The 26,449-nt window shown below is 49.5% G+C and carries 26 protein-coding genes and 1 tRNA gene; 13 read left to right on the top strand and 14 right to left on the bottom strand.

Features of this window, described 5'->3' with window-relative positions; genetic code table 11:
- Positions 1-251: 251 nt before the first annotated feature.
- Positions 252-336, bottom strand: a tRNA-Leu gene (locus R2083_RS05115).
- A 57-nt stretch (positions 337-393) separates the two neighbouring features.
- On the opposite strand from R2083_RS05115, the gene rnr reads away from it, so the two are divergent.
- The 9 genes from rnr to R2083_RS05070 all read left to right on the top strand — a co-directional run bounded on the left by rnr (position 394) and on the right by R2083_RS05070 (position 12,148).
- Positions 394-2,682 carry a ribonuclease R gene (gene rnr / locus R2083_RS05110; RefSeq protein WP_317537753.1) on the top strand — a complete coding sequence of 763 codons (2,289 nt, stop codon included), beginning with the start codon at positions 394-396 and terminating at the stop codon, positions 2,680-2,682.
- A 70-nt stretch (positions 2,683-2,752) separates the two neighbouring features.
- Positions 2,753-3,493 (top strand): 23S rRNA (guanosine(2251)-2'-O)-methyltransferase RlmB, encoded by a 741-nt coding sequence (rlmB, locus tag R2083_RS05105; RefSeq protein WP_317537752.1) that lies wholly within the window; start codon positions 2,753-2,755, stop codon positions 3,491-3,493.
- A gap of 100 nt (positions 3,494-3,593) precedes the next feature.
- On the top strand, positions 3,594-5,351 hold the full coding sequence (argS, locus tag R2083_RS05100; protein ID WP_317537751.1) for an arginine--tRNA ligase: 1,758 nt from the start codon (positions 3,594-3,596) through the stop codon (positions 5,349-5,351).
- A gap of 24 nt (positions 5,352-5,375) precedes the next feature.
- Positions 5,376-6,194 (top strand): SPOR domain-containing protein, encoded by an 819-nt coding sequence (locus R2083_RS05095; RefSeq protein WP_317537750.1) that lies wholly within the window; start codon positions 5,376-5,378, stop codon positions 6,192-6,194.
- Positions 6,195-6,282: 88 nt separating this feature from the next.
- A complete protein-coding gene (locus R2083_RS05090) occupies positions 6,283-6,921 on the top strand; it encodes a thiol:disulfide interchange protein DsbA/DsbL (RefSeq protein ID WP_317537749.1) in 639 nt (212 codons plus the stop codon).
- 405 nt (positions 6,922-7,326) lie between these two features.
- The gene (locus tag R2083_RS05085) at positions 7,327-8,934 is read left to right on the top strand and encodes an HDOD domain-containing protein (RefSeq protein WP_317537748.1); all 1,608 of its coding nucleotides are present in this window, start codon (positions 7,327-7,329) and stop codon (positions 8,932-8,934) included.
- Positions 8,935-8,964: 30 nt separating this feature from the next.
- Positions 8,965-9,582: a guanylate kinase gene (gene gmk, locus R2083_RS05080; RefSeq protein ID WP_317531084.1), complete on the top strand. Its 618-nt coding sequence runs from the start codon at positions 8,965-8,967 to the stop codon at positions 9,580-9,582.
- An 81-nt stretch (positions 9,583-9,663) separates the two neighbouring features.
- Entirely contained in the window at positions 9,664-9,870 is a 207-nt protein-coding gene (rpoZ, locus tag R2083_RS05075) for a DNA-directed RNA polymerase subunit omega (RefSeq protein WP_132426255.1), read from the top strand.
- Between the two features lie 172 nt (positions 9,871-10,042).
- On the top strand, positions 10,043-12,148 hold the full coding sequence (locus tag R2083_RS05070) for a bifunctional (p)ppGpp synthetase/guanosine-3',5'-bis(diphosphate) 3'-pyrophosphohydrolase (protein WP_317531085.1): 2,106 nt from the start codon (positions 10,043-10,045) through the stop codon (positions 12,146-12,148).
- A gap of 64 nt (positions 12,149-12,212) precedes the next feature.
- Here the strand turns inward: R2083_RS05070 and R2083_RS05065 are convergent, their stop codons facing one another.
- A complete protein-coding gene (locus R2083_RS05065; RefSeq protein WP_317531086.1) occupies positions 12,213-13,055 on the bottom strand; it encodes an inner membrane protein YpjD in 843 nt (280 codons plus the stop codon).
- A gap of 140 nt (positions 13,056-13,195) precedes the next feature.
- Between R2083_RS05065 and ffh the strand changes: the two genes are divergently transcribed.
- Positions 13,196-14,545: a signal recognition particle protein gene (gene ffh, locus R2083_RS05060; RefSeq protein ID WP_317537747.1), complete on the top strand. Its 1,350-nt coding sequence runs from the start codon at positions 13,196-13,198 to the stop codon at positions 14,543-14,545.
- 4 nt (positions 14,546-14,549) lie between these two features.
- Here the strand turns inward: ffh and R2083_RS05055 are convergent, their stop codons facing one another.
- From R2083_RS05055 to coaBC, 3 genes are read right to left on the bottom strand one after another with little or no spacing between them, the layout of a single operon-like run.
- On the bottom strand, positions 14,550-14,990 hold the full coding sequence (locus R2083_RS05055) for a DUF192 domain-containing protein (protein ID WP_317537746.1): 441 nt from the start codon (positions 14,988-14,990) through the stop codon (positions 14,550-14,552).
- Positions 14,990-15,439, bottom strand: a complete 450-nt coding sequence (gene dut / locus R2083_RS05050; RefSeq protein ID WP_317537745.1) for a dUTP diphosphatase — start codon at positions 15,437-15,439, stop codon at positions 14,990-14,992. The genes R2083_RS05055 and dut overlap by 1 nt, the downstream gene beginning before the upstream one ends.
- Positions 15,436-16,653 (bottom strand): bifunctional phosphopantothenoylcysteine decarboxylase/phosphopantothenate--cysteine ligase CoaBC, encoded by a 1,218-nt coding sequence (gene coaBC, locus R2083_RS05045; RefSeq protein WP_317538976.1) that lies wholly within the window; start codon positions 16,651-16,653, stop codon positions 15,436-15,438. The genes dut and coaBC overlap by 4 nt, the downstream gene beginning before the upstream one ends.
- Before the next feature lie 209 nt (positions 16,654-16,862).
- On the opposite strand from coaBC, the gene radC reads away from it, so the two are divergent.
- The 3 genes from radC to rpmG are packed head-to-tail and all read left to right on the top strand — an operon-like array spanning position 16,863 to position 18,022.
- Positions 16,863-17,537 (top strand): RadC family protein, encoded by a 675-nt coding sequence (gene radC, locus R2083_RS05040; RefSeq protein ID WP_317537744.1) that lies wholly within the window; start codon positions 16,863-16,865, stop codon positions 17,535-17,537.
- A gap of 58 nt (positions 17,538-17,595) precedes the next feature.
- Complete coding sequence (gene rpmB, locus R2083_RS05035) at positions 17,596-17,832, top strand: 50S ribosomal protein L28 (RefSeq protein ID WP_108698254.1); 237 nt, start codon at positions 17,596-17,598, stop codon at positions 17,830-17,832.
- Between the two features lie 34 nt (positions 17,833-17,866).
- Positions 17,867-18,022 carry a 50S ribosomal protein L33 gene (rpmG, locus tag R2083_RS05030; RefSeq protein WP_013966630.1) on the top strand — a complete coding sequence of 52 codons (156 nt, stop codon included), beginning with the start codon at positions 17,867-17,869 and terminating at the stop codon, positions 18,020-18,022.
- A 67-nt stretch (positions 18,023-18,089) separates the two neighbouring features.
- Here the strand turns inward: rpmG and R2083_RS05025 are convergent, their stop codons facing one another.
- The 9 genes from R2083_RS05025 to R2083_RS04985 form a co-directional block, all read right to left on the bottom strand.
- Complete coding sequence (locus tag R2083_RS05025; protein WP_317531091.1) at positions 18,090-19,280, bottom strand: fatty acid desaturase; 1,191 nt, start codon at positions 19,278-19,280, stop codon at positions 18,090-18,092.
- 307 nt (positions 19,281-19,587) lie between these two features.
- Entirely contained in the window at positions 19,588-20,145 is a 558-nt protein-coding gene (locus R2083_RS05020; RefSeq protein WP_317531092.1) for an rRNA large subunit pseudouridine synthase E, read from the bottom strand.
- Between the two features lie 24 nt (positions 20,146-20,169).
- The gene (gene sixA / locus R2083_RS05015) at positions 20,170-20,622 is read right to left on the bottom strand and encodes a phosphohistidine phosphatase SixA (RefSeq protein WP_317531093.1); all 453 of its coding nucleotides are present in this window, start codon (positions 20,620-20,622) and stop codon (positions 20,170-20,172) included.
- 216 nt (positions 20,623-20,838) lie between these two features.
- Positions 20,839-21,468 (bottom strand): dienelactone hydrolase family protein, encoded by a 630-nt coding sequence (locus R2083_RS05010; RefSeq protein ID WP_317537743.1) that lies wholly within the window; start codon positions 21,466-21,468, stop codon positions 20,839-20,841.
- Entirely contained in the window at positions 21,465-22,562 is a 1,098-nt protein-coding gene (amrS, locus tag R2083_RS05005; RefSeq protein ID WP_317537742.1) for an AmmeMemoRadiSam system radical SAM enzyme, read from the bottom strand. Before amrS ends, R2083_RS05010 begins: the two co-directional genes overlap by 4 nt.
- The gene (gene amrA / locus R2083_RS05000) at positions 22,555-23,139 is read right to left on the bottom strand and encodes an AmmeMemoRadiSam system protein A (protein WP_317537741.1); all 585 of its coding nucleotides are present in this window, start codon (positions 23,137-23,139) and stop codon (positions 22,555-22,557) included. Before amrA ends, amrS begins: the two co-directional genes overlap by 8 nt.
- Before the next feature lie 24 nt (positions 23,140-23,163).
- Positions 23,164-23,946: an AmmeMemoRadiSam system protein B gene (amrB, locus tag R2083_RS04995; RefSeq protein WP_317537740.1), complete on the bottom strand. Its 783-nt coding sequence runs from the start codon at positions 23,944-23,946 to the stop codon at positions 23,164-23,166.
- A gap of 226 nt (positions 23,947-24,172) precedes the next feature.
- Entirely contained in the window at positions 24,173-25,411 is a 1,239-nt protein-coding gene (locus R2083_RS04990; protein WP_317537739.1) for a lipase family protein, read from the bottom strand.
- Positions 25,412-25,501: 90 nt separating this feature from the next.
- Entirely contained in the window at positions 25,502-26,416 is a 915-nt protein-coding gene (locus R2083_RS04985) for an FAD:protein FMN transferase (protein ID WP_317531099.1), read from the bottom strand.
- Between the last annotated feature and the right edge of the window lie 33 nt (positions 26,417-26,449).

The following is a 26,449-nucleotide window of genomic DNA, read 5'->3' as shown; positions in this document are numbered from 1 at the left end:
ATCTCTTTTACCTGCGCAATGCTGTTCTTGTCGAATAAATAGATCGCGCGGAGGTATTTAAATTTTCCCTATCGCCATTATATTAATGCAATACATAGCATCACCAATGTGCTATAAGGTCGGAAATAACAGAAATTCACCGGAAATAATACGCAAAAATTGCTGAGTGATTTTTGCGGCATAGTTTATGGTATAGAAAGACTTAATATAAAAATTATTGTTTTAATACTCAATAACTTATTATGTGCTGATGGTGCCCAGAAGAGGACTCGAACCTCCACACCCGAAGGCACATGGACCTGAACCATGCGCGTCTACCAATTCCGCCATCTGGGCAAGAGACAACCGTGTCAGGCTGTCAAAGAACGCGTAATTCTATAGGAAACCACTGTTTTGTCAATTAAGAAGAATCAAAAACTGCGTAATCTGGATCCGCATCTCAAACGTGAGAAAGAGCGCTACGAAAGTCCATTGCCCAGCCGGGAATATATTCTGCAGATTTTGCAGCAGCAGGGAATTCCACTGGCTGAGCAGGTATTACAGAAATTACTGGATATCACAAAAAAAGAAGAAGAGCTGTTTAATCGCCGGTTAACGGCGATGATGCGCGAAGGTCAGATTTTCCGTAACCGCAAAGGCGATCTCTGCGTGATGGAGAAACTCGATCTGATCAAAGGCCGGGTGCAAGGCCATCCCGACGGATTCGGTTTTCTGATTCCCGATGATGCCAGCCCGGATTTGTATCTCAGCGCGAAAGAAATGAACAAGGCGCTGCATGGCGACCGGGTACTGGTGCGGGAAATCGGCTTGGATCGGCGCGGACGCCGGGAAGCCGCCATTGTAGAAGTTCTGGAACATACCAACACCCAGTTGGTGGGACGACTGTATATTGATCACGGTATTTTATATGTCGTGGCTGAAAACAAACGTATCAGCCAGGATATTCTGATCGCCAACGAGCACTCACTCAAGGCCAAGGCGGGTCAGATCGTCATCGTGGAAATCATCCAGCAACCGAACAAACAAACCCAACCGATCGGCAAGATTATCGAAATTCTGGGCGATTACACCGCACCCGGCATGGAAATTGAGATCGCTTTGCGCAAACACGATCTGCCTTACATTTTTCCTCCCGAGATAGAAAAACTCTCCGCCAAATTTCCCAAGAATGTCTTGAAGAAAGAATTCAAGGGACGCAAGGATATCAGTCATTTACCGCTCGTCACCATCGATAGCGAAACCGCGCGCGACTTCGACGATGCTGTGTATTGCGAGGATAACGGCGATGGGTACCGGTTATATGTAGCGATCGCGGATGTCAGCCACTACGTCAAACCGAAAGATGCGATTGATCAGGAAGCGCTGAGCCGGGGCAATTCCGTGTATTTTCCACGCCGCGTCATTCCGATGCTGCCGGAGGCGCTCTCGAACGAGTTGTGTTCGCTCAATCCGGACAAGAACCGCCTCTGCATGGTGTGTGAAATCCAATTCCAGAATAACGGCGAAATACTCGATTATGTATTTTATCCTGCGGTGATGCGCTCGCACGCACGGCTGACTTACAACCTTGTTGCGGCGATCCTGGCCAATCCGAAAGGAGCCGAAGCCAAGGAACACGCCGCGCTGCTGCCGCACTTGCAACGCACTAACAAATTGTTCAAAGCGCTGCTGAAAGCGCGCAAGAAACGCGGCGCGATCGATTTTGAAACCACCGAAACCCAGATGTTCTTTAACGATCAAGGAAAAATCGAAAAGATTGTGCCGGTGCAACGCACCGAAGCGCATCGTTTGATCGAGGAATGCATGCTGGCGGCGAATGTCTGCGCGGCGGATTTCCTGCAAAAGAACGGCCAGACCACGCTATATCGCATCCATGAAAGCCCGGTTCCGGAAAAAATCGAAGCATTGCGCAATTTCCTGAAGGAATTCGGTATTCAACTGGGCGGCAAGACCAAACCGGGCGCCAAGGATTACGCGCAAACCCTGCTCAAAATTCAAGGCAGGCCGGATGCGCAATTGCTGCAAACCGTCATGCTCAGATCGTTGAAACAGGCTATCTACAGTCCCGATCTCACCGGACACTTCGGGCTGGCGTACGATGCGTATACGCATTTCACCTCGCCGATTCGGCGCTACCCCGATTTGCTGGTGCATCGCGCCATCAAATCGGTCCTCAATGGCGAAACCTACAATCCTGGCGATTGGCACGAACTGGGCCAACATTGCTCGATGACCGAGCGGCGCGCCGATGATGCCACGCGGGATGTCGAATCCTGGCTCAAATGTTTTTATATGCAGGATAGAATCGGCGAATGCTTCGATGGTGTGATCAGCAGCGTGACCGGCTTCGGCTTGTTTGTTGCCCTGGATGGCGTGTATGTTGAAGGACTGGTGCATATTTCCGAATTACCGAGCGATTATTTTCATTTCGATGCGGCCAAACATGTCTTGCTCGGCGAGCGCAGCGGCAAGCAATACCGCTTGGGCGACCGGCTGCGCGTGAAATTGGTCCGTGTCGACCTGGAAACCAGCAAAATCGATTTTGTGTTAGCCGAACCGGATAAAAAGCCGGCGTCAGTGAAAACCCCGGCAAAAGATCAGACAAAAAACCAAGCAAAAGCAAAAGCAAAAACCAAAGCACCGGCTAAAGCACCCATGAAAGGCAAGAAATCACATTCATAGATGAGGAATTGCTCTAAAATACGCGCAAAAATCAGCCAATCATTTCCCATTTGAGTTTCTAGGTTAAAACGTGTCCAACACTCGCTTTATCTTTGGTTTCCATGCCGTTACCAGCCGTTTGCGGCAAAACCCGGAGAGCGTCAAAGAGATTCTGATCGATGCGGCGCGGGATGATCAACGTGCGCGTACGCTCATCCAACTGGCCGAAAGCCGGAAAATCCGGCTGCTTCCATGCGATAGCGCCAAACTTAGCGCCATGACCGGCAGCGAACGTCACCAGGGTGTTGTGGCCAGTATCGACAGCGCACGCAGCCATATCGGTCTGGACGATGTTTTGGATACGCTGACCGGACCGGCGCGGCTGCTGGTGCTGGATGGCATTCAGGATCCGCACAACTTGGGGGCATGTCTGCGCGTCGCCGACGCGTTCGGCGTGCATGCCGTGATCGCACCAAAAGACCGCGCGGTTGGATTGACTGCTACGGTTTACAAGGTTTCCAGCGGCGCGGCGGATACCGTTCCATACATTGCTGTCACTAATTTGGCGCGTACGTTAAAACAGCTGAAAGAACACGGTGTCTGGATTTTTGGCACGGCTGAAGATGCCGAATACGATCTCACGCATTTTCCAATCCAGGGCGCTGTCGCTTGGGTGCTCGGTTCCGAAGAAAAAGGCCTGCGGCGCTTGACGCGCGAGAGTTGCGACCAATTGGTGCGGATTCCGATGCAAGGCAGCATCGAAAGTCTGAATGTCGCTGTCAGCGCCGGCATTTGCCTGTTTGAAACGCATCGCCAGCAATCTTTGGTCTGAACTGTGCACCTGCTAAAATACCGCTCATTTTCCGGCAACGGCAATTCCCGTTATGCACAATAATGCAACACAATAAAATTTTATATCTTTATTCTCAACCATGAATTCATCCGCTCACCCGCATTTCAAAACCCATTTTGCCGAGCTATTCCGTACCGCCGCCAATGCCATCGCCACACCGGATGCCAATGTCCGCATCGAGTTGACGCGCACCAAACAGGCCAGTCACGGCGATTATTCATGCAATCTGGCGATGCAACTGGCCAAGCCGCTGCATAAAAACCCGCGCGAAGTGGCGGATTTATTGATCAACGCCCTGCCCGCCTCGCCTTATCTGGAGAAAGTGGAAATAGCAGGCGCCGGATTCATCAATTTGTTCCTGAAGCATTCCGCCAAGCAGCAATGCGTACATCAGGTATTGCAAAGCAAGGAAATGTTCGGGCACAGTGACTTCGGTCAAGAAAAAAAAATCCAGGTGGAATTCGTTTCGGCCAATCCCACCGGTCCCTTGCATGTCGGTCATGGACGCGGCGCCGCGATTGGCGCCAGCTTATCGAGTGTACTGACCGCTGCCGGTTTCAACGTGTCACGCGAGTTTTATGTGAACGATGCGGGACGCCAGATGGACATTCTGACGCTTTCCACCTGGCTACGCTATCTGGAGCTTAACGATATCCACATTCCGTTCCCGCAAAACGCGTACCAGGGCGACTACGTTAAGTCGATGGCCGGTTTGATTCATCAAGCACATGCCGAACGTTATGTGCACCATCCGGAATTGGTGTTGGACGGTTTGCCCGTCAGTGTCATGGAAACTGTCGTGAGTACCGACGAACATTTGGATCAATTAATTGCCAACGCCAAAAAAGTACTCGGCCAGGATTATGCGTATATTCATAATTTTGTACTCACAGAACAATTGGGCGATTGCCGCAACGATCTGATGGAATTCGGCGTTGAGTTCGATACGTGGTTCTCCGAACAATCGTTATACGATAATGGCTCGGTTGCACGTACCATCCAGTTGCTCAAGGAAAAAAAATATTTATACGAACAAGATGGTGCGATCTGGTTCCGCTCCACCGACTTCGGCGATGAAAAAGACCGGGTGGTGCAGCGTGAAAACGGTCAATTCACTTATTTCGCATCCGACATCGCCTATCACCTGAACAAATTCGAGCGCGGTTACGAACAAGTGATCAATATCTGGGGTGCGGATCATCATGGTTATATTCCGCGCGTCAAAGGCGCATTGCAAGCGCTCGGGCTGGATCCGGCCAAGCTGGAAATCGCTTTGGTGCAATTTGCCGTGCTCTACCGCGACGGCAAAAAAGCGCCCATGTCCACGCGTTCCGGTGAGTTTGTCACGCTGCGGGAATTGCGCGAGGAAGTCGGCAAGGATGCCGCGCGGTTCTTTTACGTGATGCGTAAAAGCGACCAGCATTTGGACTTCGACTTAGACCTGGCCAAATCGCAGAGCAATGAGAATCCGGTTTATTACGTGCAGTACGCCCATGCGCGCGTATGCAGTGTGCTGGCACAATGGGATGGCGATGCCGCCGATCTGGTTGAAGCCGATATGGCCGCGTTATCAAGCCCTGCCGAGCTGGCCTTGTTGCAAAAATTGATCGATTTCCCCGATACCGTGGAAATGGCCGCAAAGGAATTTTCTCCCCATCTGATCGCGTTTTACCTGAGAGAACTGGCCAGCGAATTTCATAGTTACTATAATTCAACACGTTTTCTGGTACCCGAAATTGCCTTGCAAAACGCCCGTCTGGCGTTGATTGCAGCTACCCGCCAAGTACTGAAGAATGGAATGACGTTACTCGGCGTCAGCGCACCTGATAAAATGTAACCGGATTACTGTATAAGGATACCCATGAGTCGAGATTATAAGACCCGCAAACCAACAAAATCCACGCCGGAAAAAGGCGGTTCCGCGTTTTTTGGCGGATTTGTCGGTTACGCATTGGGTCTTGCGAGCGCAATTGGCATATGGCTTTATCTTAACTATGTACCCAGCCCGTTCTTACCGGCTGACAAGGTAGTCGGCTCATCGGAAAAAAATCAAACGCAACCTGCTGCTGAATCCCCCAAAGCCGCGGAGAAACCGGTGCCGCTAGAACCTTTGGCAGTAGTAGAAGAAAAACCCCGGTTTGATTTTTACAAAATACTGCCGGGTATCGAAGAACCGGAGATTGACCAGGATTTCAAGCGTGCGGCTAAACCGCCCGCACAACCGAAAATAGCCGCGAAAACACCGGAAAACAATAAACCGGCCGAAATCGTGCCACAGCCTGTTCCGCCCCGTCTAACGGTTACCCTCCCGGTCACTCCGCCGCCTCCGCAACAAATGGCTGCGGTACCGCCGCGCGCGCTTCCGGCGGAACAACCGAAGCAACCGCCGCAACCGCAACAACAGCCCCCGGTAACACCGCAAACCAAAGCACCCGCAGCGGCGAAAGAGAAAATTTTTCTCCAGGCCGGATCATTCAGAAAAAATGACGAAGCGGAAAATATGAAAGCGCGGCTCGCGATGTTGGGTGTATTCGCATCGGTACAGCCGATCGATCTGGCGGAAAAAGGAACCTGGTACCGTGTGCGGATCGGACCGTTCAACAGCAAAACGGATAGCGATCAAACCAGCGCATCACTCAGAGAAAATGGCATAGAAACGCAGTTTGTAAAATTACAATAACAGTGCATCGCCACGTTTTAGTTACACTTTTCCTCAGGTTATATCACCCGCCGCAACCCGTTAAATACTTTATTTAAGGAGTAATAGCATGAATCGATATCAAGCCGTTGCAGTTTTCTTCTTAGTATTAAGTTTTGGTTTAATCAATCTGCCCGCGGCTTACGCTGACATCATCGAAGGCAAGGACTATACCGTTCTGGCAAAGCCGCAGCCGACCGAAGACAACAGTAAAATCGAAGTTCTGGAATTCTTCTGGTATGGCTGCCCGCACTGTTACAGCCTGCATCCACAACTAAAAACCTGGCTCGCGAATATTCCCGCTGATGTCAATTTTCAATATGTGCCGGCAATTCTTCGCCCCACTTGGGTCCCGGCTGCAAAAATATTTTATGCCATCGAGGCGATGGGAATAGCCGGTACGTTGCACGATAAAGTGTACGATGCCATCCATCGCGACAAAATTGACCTGAATAACGAATCGGTCTTGTTCGATTGGATTGAAAAACAGGGCATTGACAGAAAGAAATTCGAAAATACCTACCAATCCTTCGCCGTGCAGAATCAAGTATCGAGATCGACACAAATGTCACGCCAGTATCAGCTCAATGGCGTTCCCACACTGATTATCAATGGCAAGTATCTTACCAGCGGAAGAATGGGCGGTTCACCGCAAGATACCATCAAAACTTTGGAAGCATTGCTCGAGAAAGTACGCAAGGAAAAATAGCGGCACGCCGGTTTCATCTTTCCGGCTTTAATTCCTCGCCCCCGCCCTAACCAGCTGTTTGTAAAACGCACTCAATACCTCGCCGCTTGCGGCGGGGTGTTTTATTTTCCCCCTCCCAAAACCGGTCGCAATCCAAAAAATACCAATAAGATACTGTATAAGAATACATATCACCCAGAAGCTCACTGCATATCACGGCAGAGTCTCAGCAAAATTATTTCAAGAAAAATGGCACTCTCTTTAACCCTGTTATCAACTAACCTTTAATTGTGCCGCTAATAAAAAACATTATATATATTGGTATTAGATTTTGATTTTCAGCAGGAAAAAACTAAAACCGATAGCAAAATCTTTTTACGCCAATCCAATGGCAATTTTTCTTGAAAGAAATTTAAAATGGGACTTATGCAATTACCCTATACTTCGGAAGACTCATCCGGCTTTCCGGAAGCTGCAACAGAAAAAAATACCCGCACCAAAACCATCAAAGAGCGCCTGCTCGAAGCAGCCACTCACGATCCCGATCTTCCAGCACTGGGCAATTCCATTGCACGCATCATCCAGTTATCCTCGTCCGACGATCAATCCATTCAGCAATTGGCCTACTTCGTGTTAGCGGATGTTTCATTAACACAAAAAATTCTGCGCTTATCCAACTCCGTCGCCTATAGAACCGGATCGAACAAAGTCAACACCAATATCACCAAGGCCATATTTCTGCTGGGTTTTAACTCAGTCAAGACATGCGCGCTGGCCATGCTTCTGGTGGATGGCATGTCCGGCAAAAGTGCGGAGCTGGTTCGCACCGAATTGGTACACGCGCTGGCAGCCAGCATGATCAGCCGAGAGCTCGTTAAAGCCGGCCATTTTATCGATGCGGAAGAGACAGCGATCACCGCTTTGTTCAAAAACCTTGCCCGTTTATTGCTTGCTGCCTATGATCATGACTTGTATCAGGAAATGATGGCGCTCATGGCGCAAGGCACCCACACGCCGGTACAGGCATCCATGCAGGTTTTGGGGTTCAATCTTGATACCCTGACAGAAACCATCCTGGAAAAATGGTGCATTCCCAGCACGATCATTCAAGGGCTAAGAAGCAGACCGTTCGGCAATCTCGGTGTTGCCCGAAGCAAACAGGAATGGATGCAACAAGTTGCTGAATTCAGTGAAAAGGTCGCGCCGCTGGTGGTAGAAACCGGCCACCCGGAAGATCCGGAACTGAGAAACAAACTGCTGACACGCTTCGGAAAAGCGCTTAACCTGGATAAATCCAAACTGGATCAGCTGATACTGGATGCGAAGATAGAAACACGCGCCTTGCTGATCAATGCAAACCTGCTCGATGCGGATCGAAGCAAAACAGTATGCACAGAAATAGCGCGTGTCGAATTCAATACGCCTGTCGACGAAGACTTATTGAGCGAATTGATCATCGGCCATGATGAAGCGGAGAATACGCAAATTATCCAACGTTATCCCAGCGGCAAGCCCTATAATGCATCGGCATTATTATTGACCGGTGTGCAGGATGTCAGTGAAATTATGGCGCCGGGCAATTATAAATTGGACAGTTTGATTATGCTGGTTCTGGAAACTTATTATAATAGCCTGGGCTTTCGTTTCATCACACTCTGCCTTAGGGATCTTAAAATGAATCAATATCGCGCCCGGAGTTCTCTCGGAGAAAACAACATGGACTACCAGAAAGCTTTTAGCTTTCCGATGACATTCTCCACCGATGTATTTCATTTGGCGCTGAAAAGAAATGCCGATCTATTGATTTCAGACGCCTGCACAGCCAAAATCCATACACTGATTCCACAATGGCATAGAGATCTATTTCCCGATGCACGCAGCTTCATGGTACTTCCACTGGTAGCAAACAATAAGCCCATCGGCTTATTCTATGCAAACCGTGAAGCGGAAGCACCGGAAGGAATCACCGCGGACGAAATCCGTCTGGTCAAGACATTAAAAGGTCAAGCATTGACAGCCCTTAATTCAAGATAAAATAATGACTGCACACATGACAGGCAAAAAATGACGCCATTGACAGGTTACTTGTTTATCATCAGCGCACCGTCCGGAGCCGGTAAAACCAGTTTGGTCAAATCGCTGCTGCGCTCGGACTTAAATCTCAGCCTATCGATTTCGCATACGACACGTCCGCCACGTACCGGAGAAGTCGATGGCTGTGATTACCATTTTGTAAATAAAGAGACATTCCAGCAAATGCTGCTAAATGGCGAATTTGTGGAAAGCGCCGAGGTTTATGGCAATCTTTACGGCACCTCGCAGCAATGGATCAATCAGGCGACTGCATCGGGACAGGACATTCTGCTAGAAATCGACTGCCAGGGTGCAAAACAAATACAACAAATTTTTCCTCAAGCTGTCAGTATTTTTATTCTTCCGCCTTCCGCAGATGCCCTGGCAGCGCGCTTAAAAACGCGTGCGCAGGATGATCCCGAGGTTATCCGGAAGAGATTGTCCGCGGCACGGGAAGAAGTCGGTCATATTGCAGAATTCGATTATATTATTATCAACAATCAGCTTGATGAAGCACTGAACGATCTGATTTGTATTATTAAAGCGGAACACTTAAAAAAAGAACGGCAAATAATAAAACATCGTGCGCTCATCACTGAATTGTCATAATTCATTTCCAGCCAGATAGTGGCATCATTTTTGTCTTTTTATTGTAAAATCCATCCATAATCCACAATAGGAACACATACGATGGCACGAATTACCGTTGACGATTGTTTAAAAAGAATACCTAACCGGTTTGACATGACTTTGGCCGCAACGACACGCGCCAGACAGCTGGCGATCGGGTCCGCTCCATTGGTGGAACCGGGGCGCGATAAACCGACTGTCATCGCGTTGCGCGAAATCTCGCAAGGCAAAATAGGGTTGGATATACTGAATCCCAGAAACATGTAATACAGTCTTAGCACTAAGACTGTTTTAAATTATCATCTCTTTACCGCGGGATGCAGTCAACAGCCAATGCCTCGATTGTGGGTACTCCTGTAACCGGTTGCCAATCCAAGTTAAAACTCGAATAATGAGTTGCACATGATTTGGCTGGCATATATGGGATTTATAAAACTCTATGCCAGAAACAGAACTACTATTCACAGAAACATCGCAATATCTCAAGCCGGAGGATATTACTCAACTTAGGAACGCTTATTCTTTTGGCCAAGGAGCGCATTCCGGTCAATTCCGAAAATCCGGCGAGCCCTACATCTCCCACCCGGTTGCGGTCGCGAGAATCCTGAGCAAGCTTCATCTTGATGCGCCCACGCTGACAGCCGCTTTATTGCACGATGTGGTCGAAGATACCAATATTTCCAAAGCTGAAATCAGCGAAAGATTTGGCGAACCCGTCGCAGAATTGGTCGACGGTGTTTCCAAACTGACCAAAATCGAATTCCAGACGCAAGAAGAAGCGCAAGCCGAGAATTTCCGCAAGATGCTGCTGGCCATGGCGCGCGATGTACGGGTCATACTCATCAAGCTGGCGGATCGATTGCATAATATGCAAACGCTCGACGTCATGCTGCCGGCAAAACAACGCCGCATTGCCCGCGAAACCCTGGAAATTTATGCTCCGATCGCGCATCGGCTGGGACTCAATAATATTTATCAGGAACTGCAAGAACTAGGTTTCCGCCACTCTTATCCATTGCGTTACCGTGTTCTGCAAAAAGCCACCAAGGCCGCGCGGGGCAACCGGCGTGAAGTCGTGAGTAAGATTCTCGATGCCATCAATCTGAAATTGAAAGAAGCAGGGCTGGATGCGGACGTGACCGGCCGGGAAAAGCATTTGTACAGTATTTACATGAAGATGGTGGAAAAACGCCTATCATTTTCCGAAGTGCTGGATATTTACGGCTTCCGTGTGATCGTGAAGGATGTTCCGTCCTGTTACGTGGCATTAGGGATGTTGCACAGCTTATACAAGCCCATCCCCGGTAAGTTCAAAGACTATATTGCCATCCCCAAAGCCAATGGCTATCAATCGCTGCACAGCACATTACTGGGCCCGTTCGGCATACCGATTGAAATTCAAATCCGCACCGCCAGTATGCACCGGATTGCTGAAAACGGCGTCGCATCCCATTGGCTCTATAAAAGCTCGGATGGCGATTTCAATGATCTGCGCTTAAAAACCAGTCAGTGGCTGCAAAGTCTGCTGGAAACGCTCAGCGATTCAACGGATTCCATGGAATTCCTGGAACATCTCAAAATTGATCTATTTCCGGGCGACGTTTTCGTTTTCACCCCGCAAGGAAAAATTCTTTCCCTGCCAAGAGGTTCGACTGCCGTCGATTTTGCTTATGCCGTGCATTCCGATGTGGGCAATTGTTGTGTCGCGGTAAAAATTAACAGTGAAAATGCGCCTTTGCGCACCAAACTGAAAAGCGGCGACCGGGTTGAAATCGTCACCGCCCCATACGCCAAACCCAATCCCGCCTGGCTCAGTTACGTCGCAACTGGCAGGGCGCGCTCGCACATTCGTCATTTTCTCAAAACCATTCAATACGATGAGTCGGTCAAATTAGGCGAACGCATGCTAAACCAAGCGCTGCTATCCTTTAACATGAATCCGGATACGATCACCGAAGCGCAGTGGGAAAAATTAGTACGCGACAGTGGCGTCAAATCCAAAGAAGAATTACTGGCCGACATGGCCTTGGGCAAACAACTCCCGGCCGTCGTGGCGAAACGTCTGGCTTCTCCCGCGGAATCTATCTCACCTGCACAGAAAGCAGGTCCAATTACGATATTGGGAACCGAGGGAATTACCGTTCAGTTCGCCAAATGTTGCCGTCCTATTCCTGGAGACGCCATTATCGGGGTGATCAAAAAGGATTCCGGATTGATCATCCATACGCATGATTGCGGTAATGTCACGAGCACTCAGAAGAATCCGGAGAATTATTTGGATGTCGCCTGGGGTAAAGACATCGCTCGAACCTTCGAGGCCGCCATCAAGGTCACGACGGCGAATAAACAAGGCGTGCTGGCGCGGGTTGCTGCTGAGATTGCCAAAGCTGAATCGAATATTGACGATATCGCCATGGAAAGCGAAGACGATTTCATGCACATGCGCTTTATTCTGCAAGTCAACAACAGGCATCACCTCGCCCGGGTTATGCGCAGTTTGAGACACCTGCGGGAAGTTGCAAAAATCAGCCGCACGAAAGGTTAATATTGTTTACACAGCAGCAATAAACTACCCGCTTGAATTCACGATGCCACGCTCGTGAATCCTGCTAATAACGGCTGAGGATAATCTCCAGCACAAACTTGCTGCCAATATAGGCCAGTAATAAGGTGACAAATCCCGCCAGCGTCCAGCGAATTGCAATTCGCCCCCGCCAACCGTAAAATTGCCGCCCGGCAAGCAGAGCGGCGAACACGCCCCAGGAAATAAAACCGAACAATGTCTTGTGTGAAAAAGTCAAAGGCTGGCCAAACACTTCTTTTGAAAACACTACACCGCTTAAAAGCGTCAGCGTCAATAAAATAAAACCAACCCAAATAATGTGAAACAACAATTTTTCCATCGCCAGCAATGGCGGTAGGTTTGTCAGCACCGAGCGAGCGGCCGGATGATGCAATTGGCGCTCCACCACGGTCATCAGCAAAGCATGCAATGCTGCGATGGTCAGTAAGCTGTAAGCCATCATGGCGACCAGCAAATGCGCTTTAAATGCTGGCAATTCGGTATTCTCGAGTGTCCGCAGTGATGGGAAAAACAGTGGTAATAAAACCGCAACAGCAGAAGCTGCCGCAACAGGCGCAACCAGTGTTTGCAACCCTTGCAGCCGTTGAAAAAACCCCGAGAACCAGTAAATGAAGGCAGTCAACCAAACAATCACTGAAATCGCATTGCTTAACCCGAAACTCAATCCCGCACCGGCAAACATCGACTGATAAAGTGTGATGGCGTGCAATGACAAAGGAATAAGCATGGCATAATGCATCCAAGTGGCCGATGCAGGTGCGCGATCATTTGCGGGCAATGAAGATTGTCCCCACGTAGTGCGCCAAAAATACCAACCGATCAGTATATAAAGCAAAAAAGCTGCGGGATAAGTTAAAATGCTGGTCATTGAGGGCATCAGTTTTAAAAGGCAGAAATAACTGTTAAGTCTACATGGCACGTTAACAAATTCAAAGCACTCGCGCGGAATTTGTTAACCCCGGACACGCCCATTGTTTTAAATTCATCTTATTTTATGAGGTCTACAGTATGTTTGACAACCTGACAAGCCGGCTCAGCGGCGTCATTAAAACAATACGCGGCGAAGCCAGGCTTACCGAAAGCAACATTCAGGATGCTTTGCGTGAAATTCGTCTGGCGCTGCTGGAAGCCGATGTCGCTTTACCGGTTGTCAAGGATTTCATTGCCCGCGTTAAAGAAAAGGCCGTCGGTCAAGAAGTATTGAATAGCCTTACTCCCGGGCAAGCCTTGGTTGGCGTGGTCTATCAGGAGTTGATGGCCATTATGGGTGGCGATAAAGCCGAGATTAACCTCTCAACCGTGCCGCCTGCCGTCATTCTCATGGCGGGATTGCAAGGTGCCGGTAAAACCACGAGCAGCGGAAAACTAGCCAAGTGGTTAATGGAACACAAGAAAAAGAAAGTGCTGTTAGTATCTTGTGACATCTATCGTCCAGCCGCGATTCACCAGCTGGAACTGCTGGCTCAACAAACTGGCGCCGACTTTTTCCCTGTCAAAGATGGGCAGAAACCCGGTGAAATCGGTGCAGCCGCATTGGATTTTGCACGCAGGCATCACCATGAAGTCATGATCGTCGATACGGCCGGCCGGTTAGGTATCGACGAAGCAATGATGCAGGAAATCAGTGAGCTGGAAGCATTGCTGAAACCGATCGAAACCCTATTCGTCGTGGATGCAATGCAGGGACAGGATGCGGTTAACACCGCCAAGGCATTTTCCGATGCGCTACCGTTAACCGGCGTCATTCTCACCAAGCTCGATGGCGATGCGCGTGGCGGTGCGGCCTTATCAGTCAAGCACATCACGGGCAAACCAATTAAATTCGCAGGTGTCGCGGAAAAATTAACCGGACTCGAAATCTTCCATCCGGACCGGATGGCATCGCGTATTCTGGGCATGGGTGACGTGCTGGGACTGATTGAAGAAGCACAGCGCAATGCCGATCAGGAAGAAGCTGAAAAACTGATGAAAAAAATGAAATCAGGCAAGTCATTTGACTTGAATGATTTCAAAGCGCAATTTCAGCAGATGCACAAGATGGGCGGCATGAGCGCGCTGATGGACAAACTGCCGGCGCAATTCAGCCAGGCCGCGCAAAACGTTAAAGTGGATGACAAAATCATTCACCGCACAGTGGGCATTATCAATTCCATGACTCAGCAGGAACGCAAAAAACCGGAAATTCTCAAAGCTTCTCGCAAACGCCGCATCGCAGCGGGGGCTGGAGTTACCGTGCAGGAAGTCAACCGCCTGCTGGCGCAATTCGAGCAAGCCCAGAAAATGATGAAGATGATGAATAAGGGCGGGATCTCTAAAATGATGCGCGGACTCAAAGGTATGATGCCGCGCATGCATTAACTCATCAATCGGCGGCAGGTGCCCGCTCCAACCCTGTGACTTGGGCGCCTGCCGTTATCTTTCTTGCCGCAAACCATCCCTTGTTCATTTCCAGCGCATATTTCGCCATTCCCGCTGCATCGTGCGACGTCAACGTCTCCGGCTGCATCTCGGCAATATTCAGAATGACGCCGCGCACATCGATAAAAGCAACGCTCAGCGGAATATAGGTGTTTTTCATCCACATGCTGTAATAACCGCTGCCCGGAAAAACAAACAGCATGCCGGTATTCTCTTCCAGCGATTCCCGGTACATCAGCCCCTGCGAGCGTGATAGCTGGGTATGCGCCACCTCCACGGCAATTTCATAGCCGGATATTGTCAATGGAATAACGTTGACTTCAGAGGAATGAGCACTGGCAGGCAGCAACCCCAAAACAACCAGTTGTAGTGCAAACCAGCGCATCAATGCTTGCCGGTGCTGCCAAACCCATCTTCGCCCCGGTGACTTTGATCGAAACTGTCCACTTGGTTGAATTCAACCTGAATCACGGGAACGATCACTAGTTGCGCGATGCGTTCCAGCGGATTCAGCTGGAATGACGCCTGTCCCCGGTTCCAACAGGAGACCAAAATCTGTCCTTGATAATCCGAATCAATCAGTCCAACCAGATTTCCCAAGACGATGCCATGTTTATGACCAAGCCCTGAGCGCGGCAGTACCAACGCCGCCAACCCGGTATCGGCCAGATGAATCGCAATACCGGTTGGAATCAAGCTGGTTTCCCCCGGATTAATCGTCATCGGTTGCTCAATACAGGCGCGCAAATCCAGTCCGGCTGAACCTGGCGTGGCATAAGCCGGAAGTTGTTCATGCAAACGCGCATCCAGAATTTTAATATCGATTTTTTTCATTCTTTTTTATTCAGTGGGTTGTACAGCAGGTGGATATGTTTGATCAAACGCCGTGCTTGCTCTATTTTAGATGCTTTGGGAAGAACGTGCTTGCCAGCATCATCCAATAAAATCAATTCGCTTTCATCGGAACCGATCGCTTCCTGAGCCAAATTGGCGACCACTAGCGGCACATTCTTTTTGCGCCGTTTTATTCCCGCATTTTTTTCAAGATTCTCTGTTTCCGCAGCAAAACCAACGCAGAAAGGCGGTTTAGGTAAGCTTGATACGATCTTCAGAATATCCGGATTAGGAACTAATTCGAGCGCTAATTTGCTGGCAGACTTCTTGATTTTTTGCTGACTGAATTGGGCTGGACGGTAATCCGCAACAGCGGCAACACTGATGAAAATATCGGCTTGCGCAATTTCAGCTTGCACGGCACGCAACATATCTTCTGCGCTGATCACCGGAATAAATTTACCGACGGCGGGCGGCGCCAAACAAACCGGTCCGGAAATCAGCGTAACGCTTGCACCGGCTTCGGCTGCCGCTTGTGCAATGGCATAGCCCATCTTTCCGGAACTTCGGTTGGATATGCCTCGCACCGTATCGATCGCTTCAAATGTAGGACCTGCGGTCAGTAAAACGTTTTTGCCCTGCAACAACGGAGCGGTTCGAAAAACCATTTGGACTGCTTCGGCCAGCTCATCGGCTTCCAGCATGCGGCCCATCCCTATCTCACCACAAGCTTGCGCACCACTGGCTGGACCAACTATTTTTATGCCATCTTGCCGCAGCAGGGATAAATTGCGCTGGGTCGCCGGATTCTCCCACATTTGCCGATTCATTGCGGGCGCTATCATCAACGGACAATCTCGCGCCAGACACAGTGTCGTTAGCAAGTCATCGGCAATACCATGAGCCAGTTTGGCGATAAAATCCGCACTGGCTGGTGCTGTCAAAATCATATCCGCATCGCGAGACAGGTTGATATGCGCCATGTTATGCAGGGCATTGGCATCCCATAGATCGGTATGGACAGGATTGCCGGTTAAAGACTGGAAAGTGACGGGGCCGACAAAACGGCAAGCGGCTTGCGTCATCACCGTTTGCACATCAATTCCCCCCTGCGTCAGCAGACGGGCCAGTTCCGCTGCTTTGTAAGCGGCCACACCGCCGGTTACACCCAGTATCAAACGTTTTTTCGATGCAGAAGACGCGGATGCGGCCATCATAAGCAAAATTCCAAAATAAACTCAATCCGATCAATATACTAAAATCAAGAAATAATAGGCAACCCGGTACATGACTTATCTATTCTACTCAATACGGCTGTATCCGGTGCCGCTATCAGTTACCACTGAAGCTGTTCCGGGTCAGGTCGCAAGCGATCTGTGAATACCGGCGGCGGTTCTTATTTTACATGACTCAGCAATTCACTATGGCGATTACAAATTGGCCGGTATCCGAACGACCACGCGAGAAATTATTACAAAAAGGCGCTACTGCTCTTTCAGATACCGAGCTACTGGCGATTTTCCTGCGCACCGGAATTACAGGTAAAAGCGCCGTGGATCTCGCACGGGAATTACTTTCACATTTTGGCAGCTTAACCAATGTATTCGCTGCCAGTCAAACCAGTTTCTGCCAAATACCGGGAATGGGTATTGCAAAATACGCACAGCTGCAAGCCGTATTAGAAATGGCCCGGCGCTCACTCGGCGAGGAGTTAAAAAGCGGCAATGCAATGAATTCCCCCGGATTGGTCCGGGATTTCCTGCGCTTAAGTCTGGCAAACAAACAGCACGAAGTATTTCTCGGCATTTTTCTCGACGCCAAGAACCATACGATCGCCAGTGAAGAATTGTTCAGTGGCACACTGACGCAAGCCAGCGTTTACCCGCGCGAAGTGGTCAAACGCGCTTTATATCATAACGCCGCCGCGATAATCTTCGCACACAATCATCCATCCGGAGTTGCTGAGCCCAGTCATGCAGACAAAGTATTAACTCAATCTTTGAAACAGGCGTTGGCCATGATCGATGTTAAAGTATTGGATCACTTTATCGTAGGCAATGGCACTGCTTTCTCATTTGCAGAGAATGATTTAATTTGAGTTAACCACGCGAATCAGGATATAATCTTCGTTTTTAAGAATTCTGGAGTGCGCTAACATGGCACGAGTATGTGAAATAACTGGCAAAAAGCCAATGTCAGGACATAATGTTTCTCACGCAAACAATAAAACTAAAAGGCGTTTTCTGCCCAATTTGCAACGCCGCAGATTCTGGGTCGAAAGTGAAAGTCGCTGGATTAGTTTACGATTAACTAATGCTGCATTGCGTACTATCGATAAGAACGGTATTGATGCAGTATTGGCAAAATTACGTGCTGAAGGTAAAGGCATTTAAGAAACTCACCCAAGGTTAGTTAAGGAGTTACATTATGCGTGAAAAAATAAAACTTGAATCCTCGGCAGGTACGGGACATTTTTATACAACGACCAAGAACAAACGTGCAAAACCTGAAAAATTGGAGTTGATGAAATTTGACCCTGTTGCAAGGAAACACGTTAAATATAAAGAAACAAAGCTCAAATAGTATCAGTAACAACGAACGCAATAAAAAACCCGCCGAAGCGGGTTTTTTATTGCGCAACTTTTACTTACTATGCATAACACCGTAACCGCTGGGAAAAAGTTCTTAGCACTTCGATACCGCTTTCTTCCGCACGCCGACACCAATCTTCCAACTCTTTAACCAATTCTTCGGTTGATGCGGTAGAGCGTTGCCAGATTTTGGCCAGTTCTTCACGCATGGTATACACTTTATCCAGTGTTTTGGCATTACTAAGCACTTGGCTCAATTTCTCGCGCTCGTGCTCTTGCAATGTTTTGGAATCGGCAAGAATCCAATGTTTCAAGGTATTGTTATCCACACCGTATTGCGCAGCCGCTTCTTTCAGATGAATCATTTCATTTGCAAAAGTTACTTTCAGCGATTTCGTATATTTGGCGAGAACTTCATAACGATGAGATATCACAGCTTGCAATGTATCCGAATCGCATTGGGTTTTTGCTTTATCAATACGCAGTTTCGGAGCAATTTTTTTAACTTTTGCAAGTCCGAGGATTTCCAAAGTCCGGATATACAACCAACCGATATCGAACTCATACCATTTGTTGGATAATCGTGCAGAGGTTGCATAAGCGTGATGATTGTTATGCAATTCTTCACCACCAATTAAAATACCCCAAGGAACGATATTGGTGCTGGCGTCTTCCGCGCGAAAGTTGCGATAACCCCAATAATGACCAACACCGTTAATAATACCAGCGGCAAAAATAGGCGCCCAAATCATCTGCACCGCCCATATCGTAATACCAATAGGACCGAACAGAATCACATTAATAATCAACATCAGTGCCACACCTTTCGCACTATGCTTGGTATAAACATTACGTTCCAGCCAATCATCCGGTGTACCGTAGCCATATCTTTTCAAGGTTTCTTCATTCTTTGCCTCTGCTCTGTACAGTTCCGAGCCTTCGGCTAAAACTTTCTTGATACCATAAATGACCGGACTGTGCGGATCATCCTTACTTTCGCATTTCGCATGATGCTTACGATGAACCGCCGTCCATTGCTTGGTAACCATCCCCGTCGTCAACCACAACCAGAAGCGAAAAAAATGACTCGGTATCGGATGCAGCTCCAGCGCTCTATGGGCTGAATGACGATGCAGATAGATCGTGATAGATGCAATTGTGATATGCGTCAAAACTAGAGTGACGACCACATATCCCCACCACGGCATATCAAATACACCTGAAATCAATGTCAGAAAATCAAAAATCATATAAATTACCATCCTTTTAGGGGCTTACTAAAGCGCAAGCCGATATATAAAAACAAACCACCTGCCTACTTCAATTGCCTGCTTGGCATTACCAACGGCAATTGCATCTTTCTTTACTCTCTATGAAATACTAAATTTTTATTACACTCTCATACAAAATTCTATACTACACCGGATAGAAATGAAATATTAATCTGAATTCATTATCTGCTTTAAATTTACGGTTTTAGCAAAACTAAGCCACACGCTGTTTCTTCACTTCTCATTAAAAATTTTTCCCCATTCACCGGAAAAAATTCAACAGTTGTCATTTATTCCATTGGATATTTTTCACTAAGCGCCATTCACCCGGCGCCAAACCTTGCAAAGTATATGTGCCGATGGCATAACGGATCAATCGCAATGTAGGAAATGCTACCGCCGCTGTCATCCGCCTTACTTGGCGATTCTTACCTTCACTCAGAATCAAAGATATCCAAGTGGTAGCAATATTTTTACGGTATCGGATAGGCGGCACCCGCTGCCAGAGGTGATTGGGCTCATCCATCAGAGAAGCTTGCGCAGGCCGGGTTTTGTAATCTTTCAGAGTGACGCCCTGGCGCAACTGATTTAATACCATTTCATCCGGTTTGCCGTCAACTTGAACCCAATAGGTTTTGGGCAATTTAAACTTCGGATCGCTGATTTGCTGCTGCAACTTACCATTATCCGTCAACAACACTAAGCCTTCGCTATCCGCGTCCAATCGGCCAGCCGGATAAAAATCCGGTAACGGAATGAAATCTTTCAACGATTGATGCCCGCTTTCCGGTGTAAATTGGCAAATCACGCCATAGGGTTTATTAAATAGAATTAATCGAGACATAACACCCGAATTGAACTGGATAGCTCATAACATTTCAGGATAGATCACCGCATGCAGTACTGGTTCATTTAAATTTTCCTTTTCTTCGCACCGGATCCACCACACCGAACCTTTTTTAACGCGCAATCCAGGAGGAACAGACGGAATCAGGTAATTGGCAATCTCACCCAAGGTAGGCTGATGTCCGACTATCACTACCGTACCTTCCGCATCAGGCCAGTTAGCCGCAGCAAGCACGGCACGCGCACTGGCACCAGGCCCTATCGCTGCATCCGTGACAAAATCGAGCTGCAATGCCATCGCCGTCTGCTGCGTCCGGCGGGCCGGGCTGACGATTATCCGCGCTTTTTCCGGCAATTTTGGCTTAAGCCAATCTGCCATGCGTCTTGCCTGATCCAATCCTTTTCCGGTCAATTGACGCGCCATATCGGGAAAACCCTCTTCCGCTTCGGCATGACGCCACAGAATCAATTCCATCGCTACTTCCTTAAGATCCTAAAATTAGGGCGGTTTAAAACGTAATGTGTAAGAATTGCACAGCAAAGATTAGCATGCTGGCGATAAAGCGGCATTCAATTTCTTATGACGTGACCAGCACCGTAATTCATCCAGTTAAAACCGGTATCTTTTACTAATTCGCTACTGTCAGATTCAGAACCGTCAAAACGGAAGATTTGACTATAATTTCATCGACTATCGCAAGTAGTTCAAGAACCAATCGGCGGCAAACTGTGCAGCCTGTTCCAAAGCGCCCGGTTCTTCAAATAAGTGTGTCACCCCAGGTACCAGCACGAGCTTTTTCACGCATGTCATCAACGCATAAGCCTGCTCGTTTAACTCGATCACACCATGATCCGCGCCGCCCACGATTAGCAGCGTCGGCGCAGTCACCTGATTTAACGCAACTGCTCCCGCCAAATCGGGACGTCCGCCACGCGATACCACGGCAGCAACGGCATCCTGCATTTTGGCAACTGCTTGCAAAGCTGCGGCTGCGCCGGTACTGGCGCCGAAATAGCCGATCTTCAATGATTTTGTTACGGGATTCTTCTGCAACCAATCAGTGGCAGCAAGCAAGCGTTGCGTCAGCAGATCGATATCGAAACGCTGGGCATAATCCTGATCTTCCGAGCGCGTTAGCAAGTCAAACAGCAATGTACCGATACCGTGCTGCTGCAACACGTTGGCAATATAAGTGTTGCGCGGACTAAAACGGCTGCTGCCGCTACCATGCGCAAATAGCACAACGCCCGATGCTTCGGGCGGCAATACCAGCTCGCCGCTCAGCTCAACTGACCCAGCCGGAATTTTTACCGCTGTCATGCCAGCGCTCCGATTCTGACCGGAATGCGCTGCCTGCCGAATTGACCGGTGAATTGTTCAAAACGGCCCGCAATGGCGGCATTGCAGTTTTTACAGCGGCCCTCCGCAGTCAAATAATACTGTTTGATCTCATACCAATCACGCACAATCACGGCACTACCGCAACCAGGACAATAGGTCGTATCGCCTTCGATATGGTGCACATTACCGGTATACACATAATGCAGCCCAGCATCCAGCGCGATCTGGCGTGCCCGGATCAATGTTTCCGGCGGGGTGGACGGTATATCGTTGAGTTTGTAATCCGGATGAAAGGCACTGAAGTGCAGCGGCACGTCAGGCCCCAGCTCTTTCATGATCCAATGGCTCATAGCGGTGATTTCCTCGCTGGAATCGTTCAGCCCTGGAATTAATAAGGTAGTCAACTCGAGCCATACATCGGTTTCGTGCTTCAAGTAGCACAATGTATCCAGCACGGGTTGCAAATGCGACCCGGTTTGCTTGACGTAAAACGCCTCGGCAAACGCTTTTAAGTCCACATTGGCGGCATCCATTTTGGCGAAAAAATCGCGCCTCGGCTGGGCATGAATATAACCCGCCGTCACGGCAACCGTTTTGATACCTATGGCATGACAAGCATCCGCCACGTCCATTGCATACTCGGCGAAAATCACCGGATCGTTGTATGTGAACGCCACACTCATACAGTGATATTGCTCCGCACAACGTGCAATCGCTTCCGGGCTGGCTTGATCGAGCAATTTGTCAAAGCTGCGTGATTTGGAAATATCCCAGTTCTGGCAAAATTTACAGGCGAGGTTGCAGCCCGCCGTACCAAACGACAACACGCTGCTGCCGGGATAAAACTGATTGAGTGGCTTTTTCTCAATCGGATCGACACAAAAACCAGACGAGCGCCCGTACGTTGTCAACACCATTGCATCGCCCGTGCGCCCGCGCACAAAGCAGGCGCCGCGCTGTCCTTCGTGCAATTTGCAATCGCGCGGACACAAGTCGCATTGAATCCGCCCATCCTCCAACAAATGCCAGTATTTTGCCGGAAACTGCTCGGCGCGACTAATAGGCTCATCCATGCGCAACCTCCCGGGCATAATCCGTTTCACGCCATTTGCTGACGGTATAGCGCGACAGCTTGATATCGTCTGTCCAGAAATCTTCCGGCAAGCGGGCTTTTGATTTCAGTTTGGCAAGAAACTGCTCCGGTTGCGGCAAACTTTCCCATACCTGCGGCAGGAATGTGCTGCGATAAGGCCCGCATTCAAACACAATACCGTCAATATCGGGACGCAATTGCGCGAGCGCATCGGCTTCACTGCGAAAGCTGAGCGCTTGCAGCTCGGAAAGCAACGATACTTCCACGCTCACTTTGTCCAATTCGTCCGCTGCCAAAGGCATAAAGCGTGGATCGTGCAATGCAGCCGATATGGCATTGTTACTCACATCGTCAATCAATGGATCGCATGCTTGCAAGGAACCGATACAACCGCGCAATTCGCCCCGCTGCGTCAGCGTAACGAACGTCGCACCCGGTTGCGAAAGCCAGGTCATATTGCCGTCCAGCCTCGCAGGTGTGCAAGGCACTCGTAAAGCATCCGCGATGGCTGCTCGTGCGATGTGCAGCAATATTCTGCCTTGCTCATTTCTTTCCATCGAATTCACCATCGCCCGCCTCACTCAATTAAATGCAATCGCTGCATAACCCACTACCCGGTCGCACGATCCCGCGGTATCCCCGGAATTCCGCACATCCAGCAAATGCGCTGTCAGATGATGCTGTTGCGCGGCGATGATCAATCCGCTGATCGATACACTGCCGCATGCATGATCGTGCGCAATCGGTTGCCGCAACTGTAATATGGCTTGAACGGTCTCATTGTCCATACGTTGTGCGGCCGCATACGGCAAATAATGCGACAGATCGGAACTGATCACAATCAGGGTTTCTTCGCCGCCCCACAGTTGCTCCAGTACCTCGGCCACGTCTTCCGCCGATGTCCAGCCAACCGCCAGTGGCAGCAAAGTAAAATCATCCAGCACATTTTGCAAAAAGGGCAGCTGCACTTCCAATGAATGCTCCAACGCGTGCGCTTCGCTGCTGACCGTCACCTGCGGCAAATGCGCAATCGCACCGGCCAAGCCCGCATCCAGCTTCACGCTGCCCAGCGGTGTGTCAAAAACATCCACCCCCGGTAACGCCAAACCATGCACCGCCACACGATGTGCCGGGCCCAGCAGCACCACACGCCGGATCGTAGCAGCAGCGGCCCGCAGACTGGCATACGCCGAAGCGGCAACCGCGCCCGAGTAAAGATACCCTGCATGCGGAACAATCAGCGCTTTGGGTTTGAAATCATTGAATTTTGCTTCCGCCAGCAGATCGTTTACATCCTGCGCAAGCTGCCGTGCATCGGCGGAATAAAACAATCCTGCGACCGCAGGTGAACGACTCGTTGTCATGGCGCCTCTTCTCCAGTTGTAGCGTGAACATAAGCTTAAGACACACAATCCTGAGGAAGATTGCAAACGAGCACCGTCAGCGTAGCGATACCTTCCTTAAACCGCGACACGAACTCTGGAGAATACTGGGGATTAAGCGATTGAGAAATTGCGGAGGAACAACCGGCTAAAGCAAACAGCCCTCATCCGTAGCGAATGACAAGGCTTTATTTGTGAGAATTCCGGCTTACCAGCCATCCCGGTAGATATTCAGAAGGTTGATTGCGTTATTGGTCAGGTCGGTAATGCTATGCCGGTCGAAACGCAAATCAAACAGATCCACCTTACGGCTGGATAACATTTCCTTCAGCTTGAAATTGAATTGAATCAGCGGCGTTACATGATGGGAAGCCAAATATATTTTCCCGGTTTTATCGGTATTGGAAACTGGATCGTGCACATCGGCAATCACGTAAATTAAATCTTCGAGTGCTTCGGCGGGCAGTGTAATCCGGTAAGTATCAAAAAAATGATCGGGAACCGGCGAAGAATTGAACGCAAATGTTTCCAATCCCAGTGTCGCGCCAACCGCTTGCGCCAATCCGCCGCCTAACGAATGTCCCGCGACGGTAATTTTAGCGCCGGGATAGCGGCTGATGACACTTTGAGCGAACCGGAACGCGTCCTTGAATTGATCGCTGACGGTACCGATCCCGATGGCCGCATCCGCGAGGGCATCGCTCGCCGTATCTTCCAGCTCCTTGAATGAGCAAGGAAAATCGCAAGTTTCGGTACCGCGGAACACCAGCGCCAATTCGTTGGTTTCGCGGTTTCTAAAGACGCCGCCATCCATCCCGGAGCTTTTCCCATTGGATTCAATCAGATCCCAGGAACCCACCGTCACATTATCATAATCGTAAATCGCATCGGCCAGCTGCGCATATGGAATCGACCGCGCCAGCAAATCAACCGCCCGCCGCTCATTGGGCAGCAACATGCCATAGGGCTTCCAAGTGGTATTCGGCACATAGTTGGGATTGACATACAGCGCAACCGTGGCCAGCTCAAACACTGACACGGCATCGTCCGTATCCGCATCGCTATCCGTCACCCAATTCAAGCTGACGTTATAGCGCTCCGTACCGTTCGGCTTGGGTACATCGACTTTAGGCAGAGTCAACTGACCATTTAGAAACGAGAAAGCCGGGCTGTCCGGCCCGGAAGCATCATCCAATTCCGTGCCCAACAATACAAACCGGTTCGGATTATCCGCACCCAGCCATTGCAACGCGGCTTTGTACAATTGCTCGCCGGAATCATCTTTTACAATCACTTTCTGCAGACAGACGAGTCCGTTCGACTCAAAAAAAGTGACCGGTGCGGTCAAAGGCGCACAATCATCCGGTAGCGCCCGCGCCATCGACGCAACCAACATCAGAGCGGAAAAACTGATGAATCTGAATGAAAATAAACGCCAATCTTTCATGAATTGCTCTCTTGTCTGGTTTAATCGGGCGTCTGCTATTGATTCAATAGCAGCATGTGAACACACCCGCATTGTAACCGAAAAGTGAAATCAACCCGCTGCTGGAAGCAACGATCCCCCGGATTCCCCCTGCACATTCACCCACACATGCGGCAGCCCAAGTGTACTCAGCCATTCGGGGCCATCTTCTTCTTTCAACATGCCGATGGTCGACGCACTACCAGCGACTACACAGAATTCGCCGATCACGCTGACGGCCGCCATAAAATGAACCGGCCAGCCGGTTTTGGGATTCAGCACATGGCCGTAGCGGATGCCATTCAGCGTGATACAGCGCTCATAATCCCCGCTGCTCGCCAGTGCGCCAGAATGCAGCAGCAACGTATGCAAAATACCGCCGGGGATGCGCGGATGGCGAATGGCGACGCGCCAGGGACTGCCATCGTCGTGCGGACCGATAATTTTGATGTCGCCCCCCAGATTGATGAGACCGTGCTCGATTCCGGCATCCCGGCATAGCGATGCCGCGCGGTCGACGGCGTACTCCTTGACTACGCCGCCAAAATCGATTTCCATGCCTGCAACCGTGAATGTCAGAACCGGACGCTGCCAGCTGATTTTATGCCAGCCAATTTTTTCCAGCAGCAACTGAACGGCCTCTTGTGCCGGTATTTTTCCCGACTTGAAATCCCAGGCACGACGTAAAATTCCGGAAGTGATATCAAACAAACCATCGCTTTGCTGGTGGCAAGTCGCCGCATAATCGAGCAATCCGGCAGTTTCATCGTCTACTTGGATGTAACCGCCTTGAGCCGCGATGCGATTCATTTGGGATAAAAAACTATCCGCCCGGTAGCGGGAGTATTTAGCTTCCAAGCGATAAACATCATCCATGACAATCTTGGCGGCACGTTGCGCTTTCTTTGCACTGTCCGCATACAATTGAATCGAGCAAGGGGAACCCATTGCTTTAAAATCGTAGTGGTAGTAATTCAGATGCGCCATGTGATTTCACCCGGGAAGCAGTGTGCACCGGGG

Source organism: Nitrosomonas sp. Is35, from assembly GCF_033063295.1.
Taxonomy (GTDB): domain Bacteria; phylum Pseudomonadota; class Gammaproteobacteria; order Burkholderiales; family Nitrosomonadaceae; genus Nitrosomonas.
This window is presented reverse-complemented; position numbering and strand designations above follow the sequence as displayed.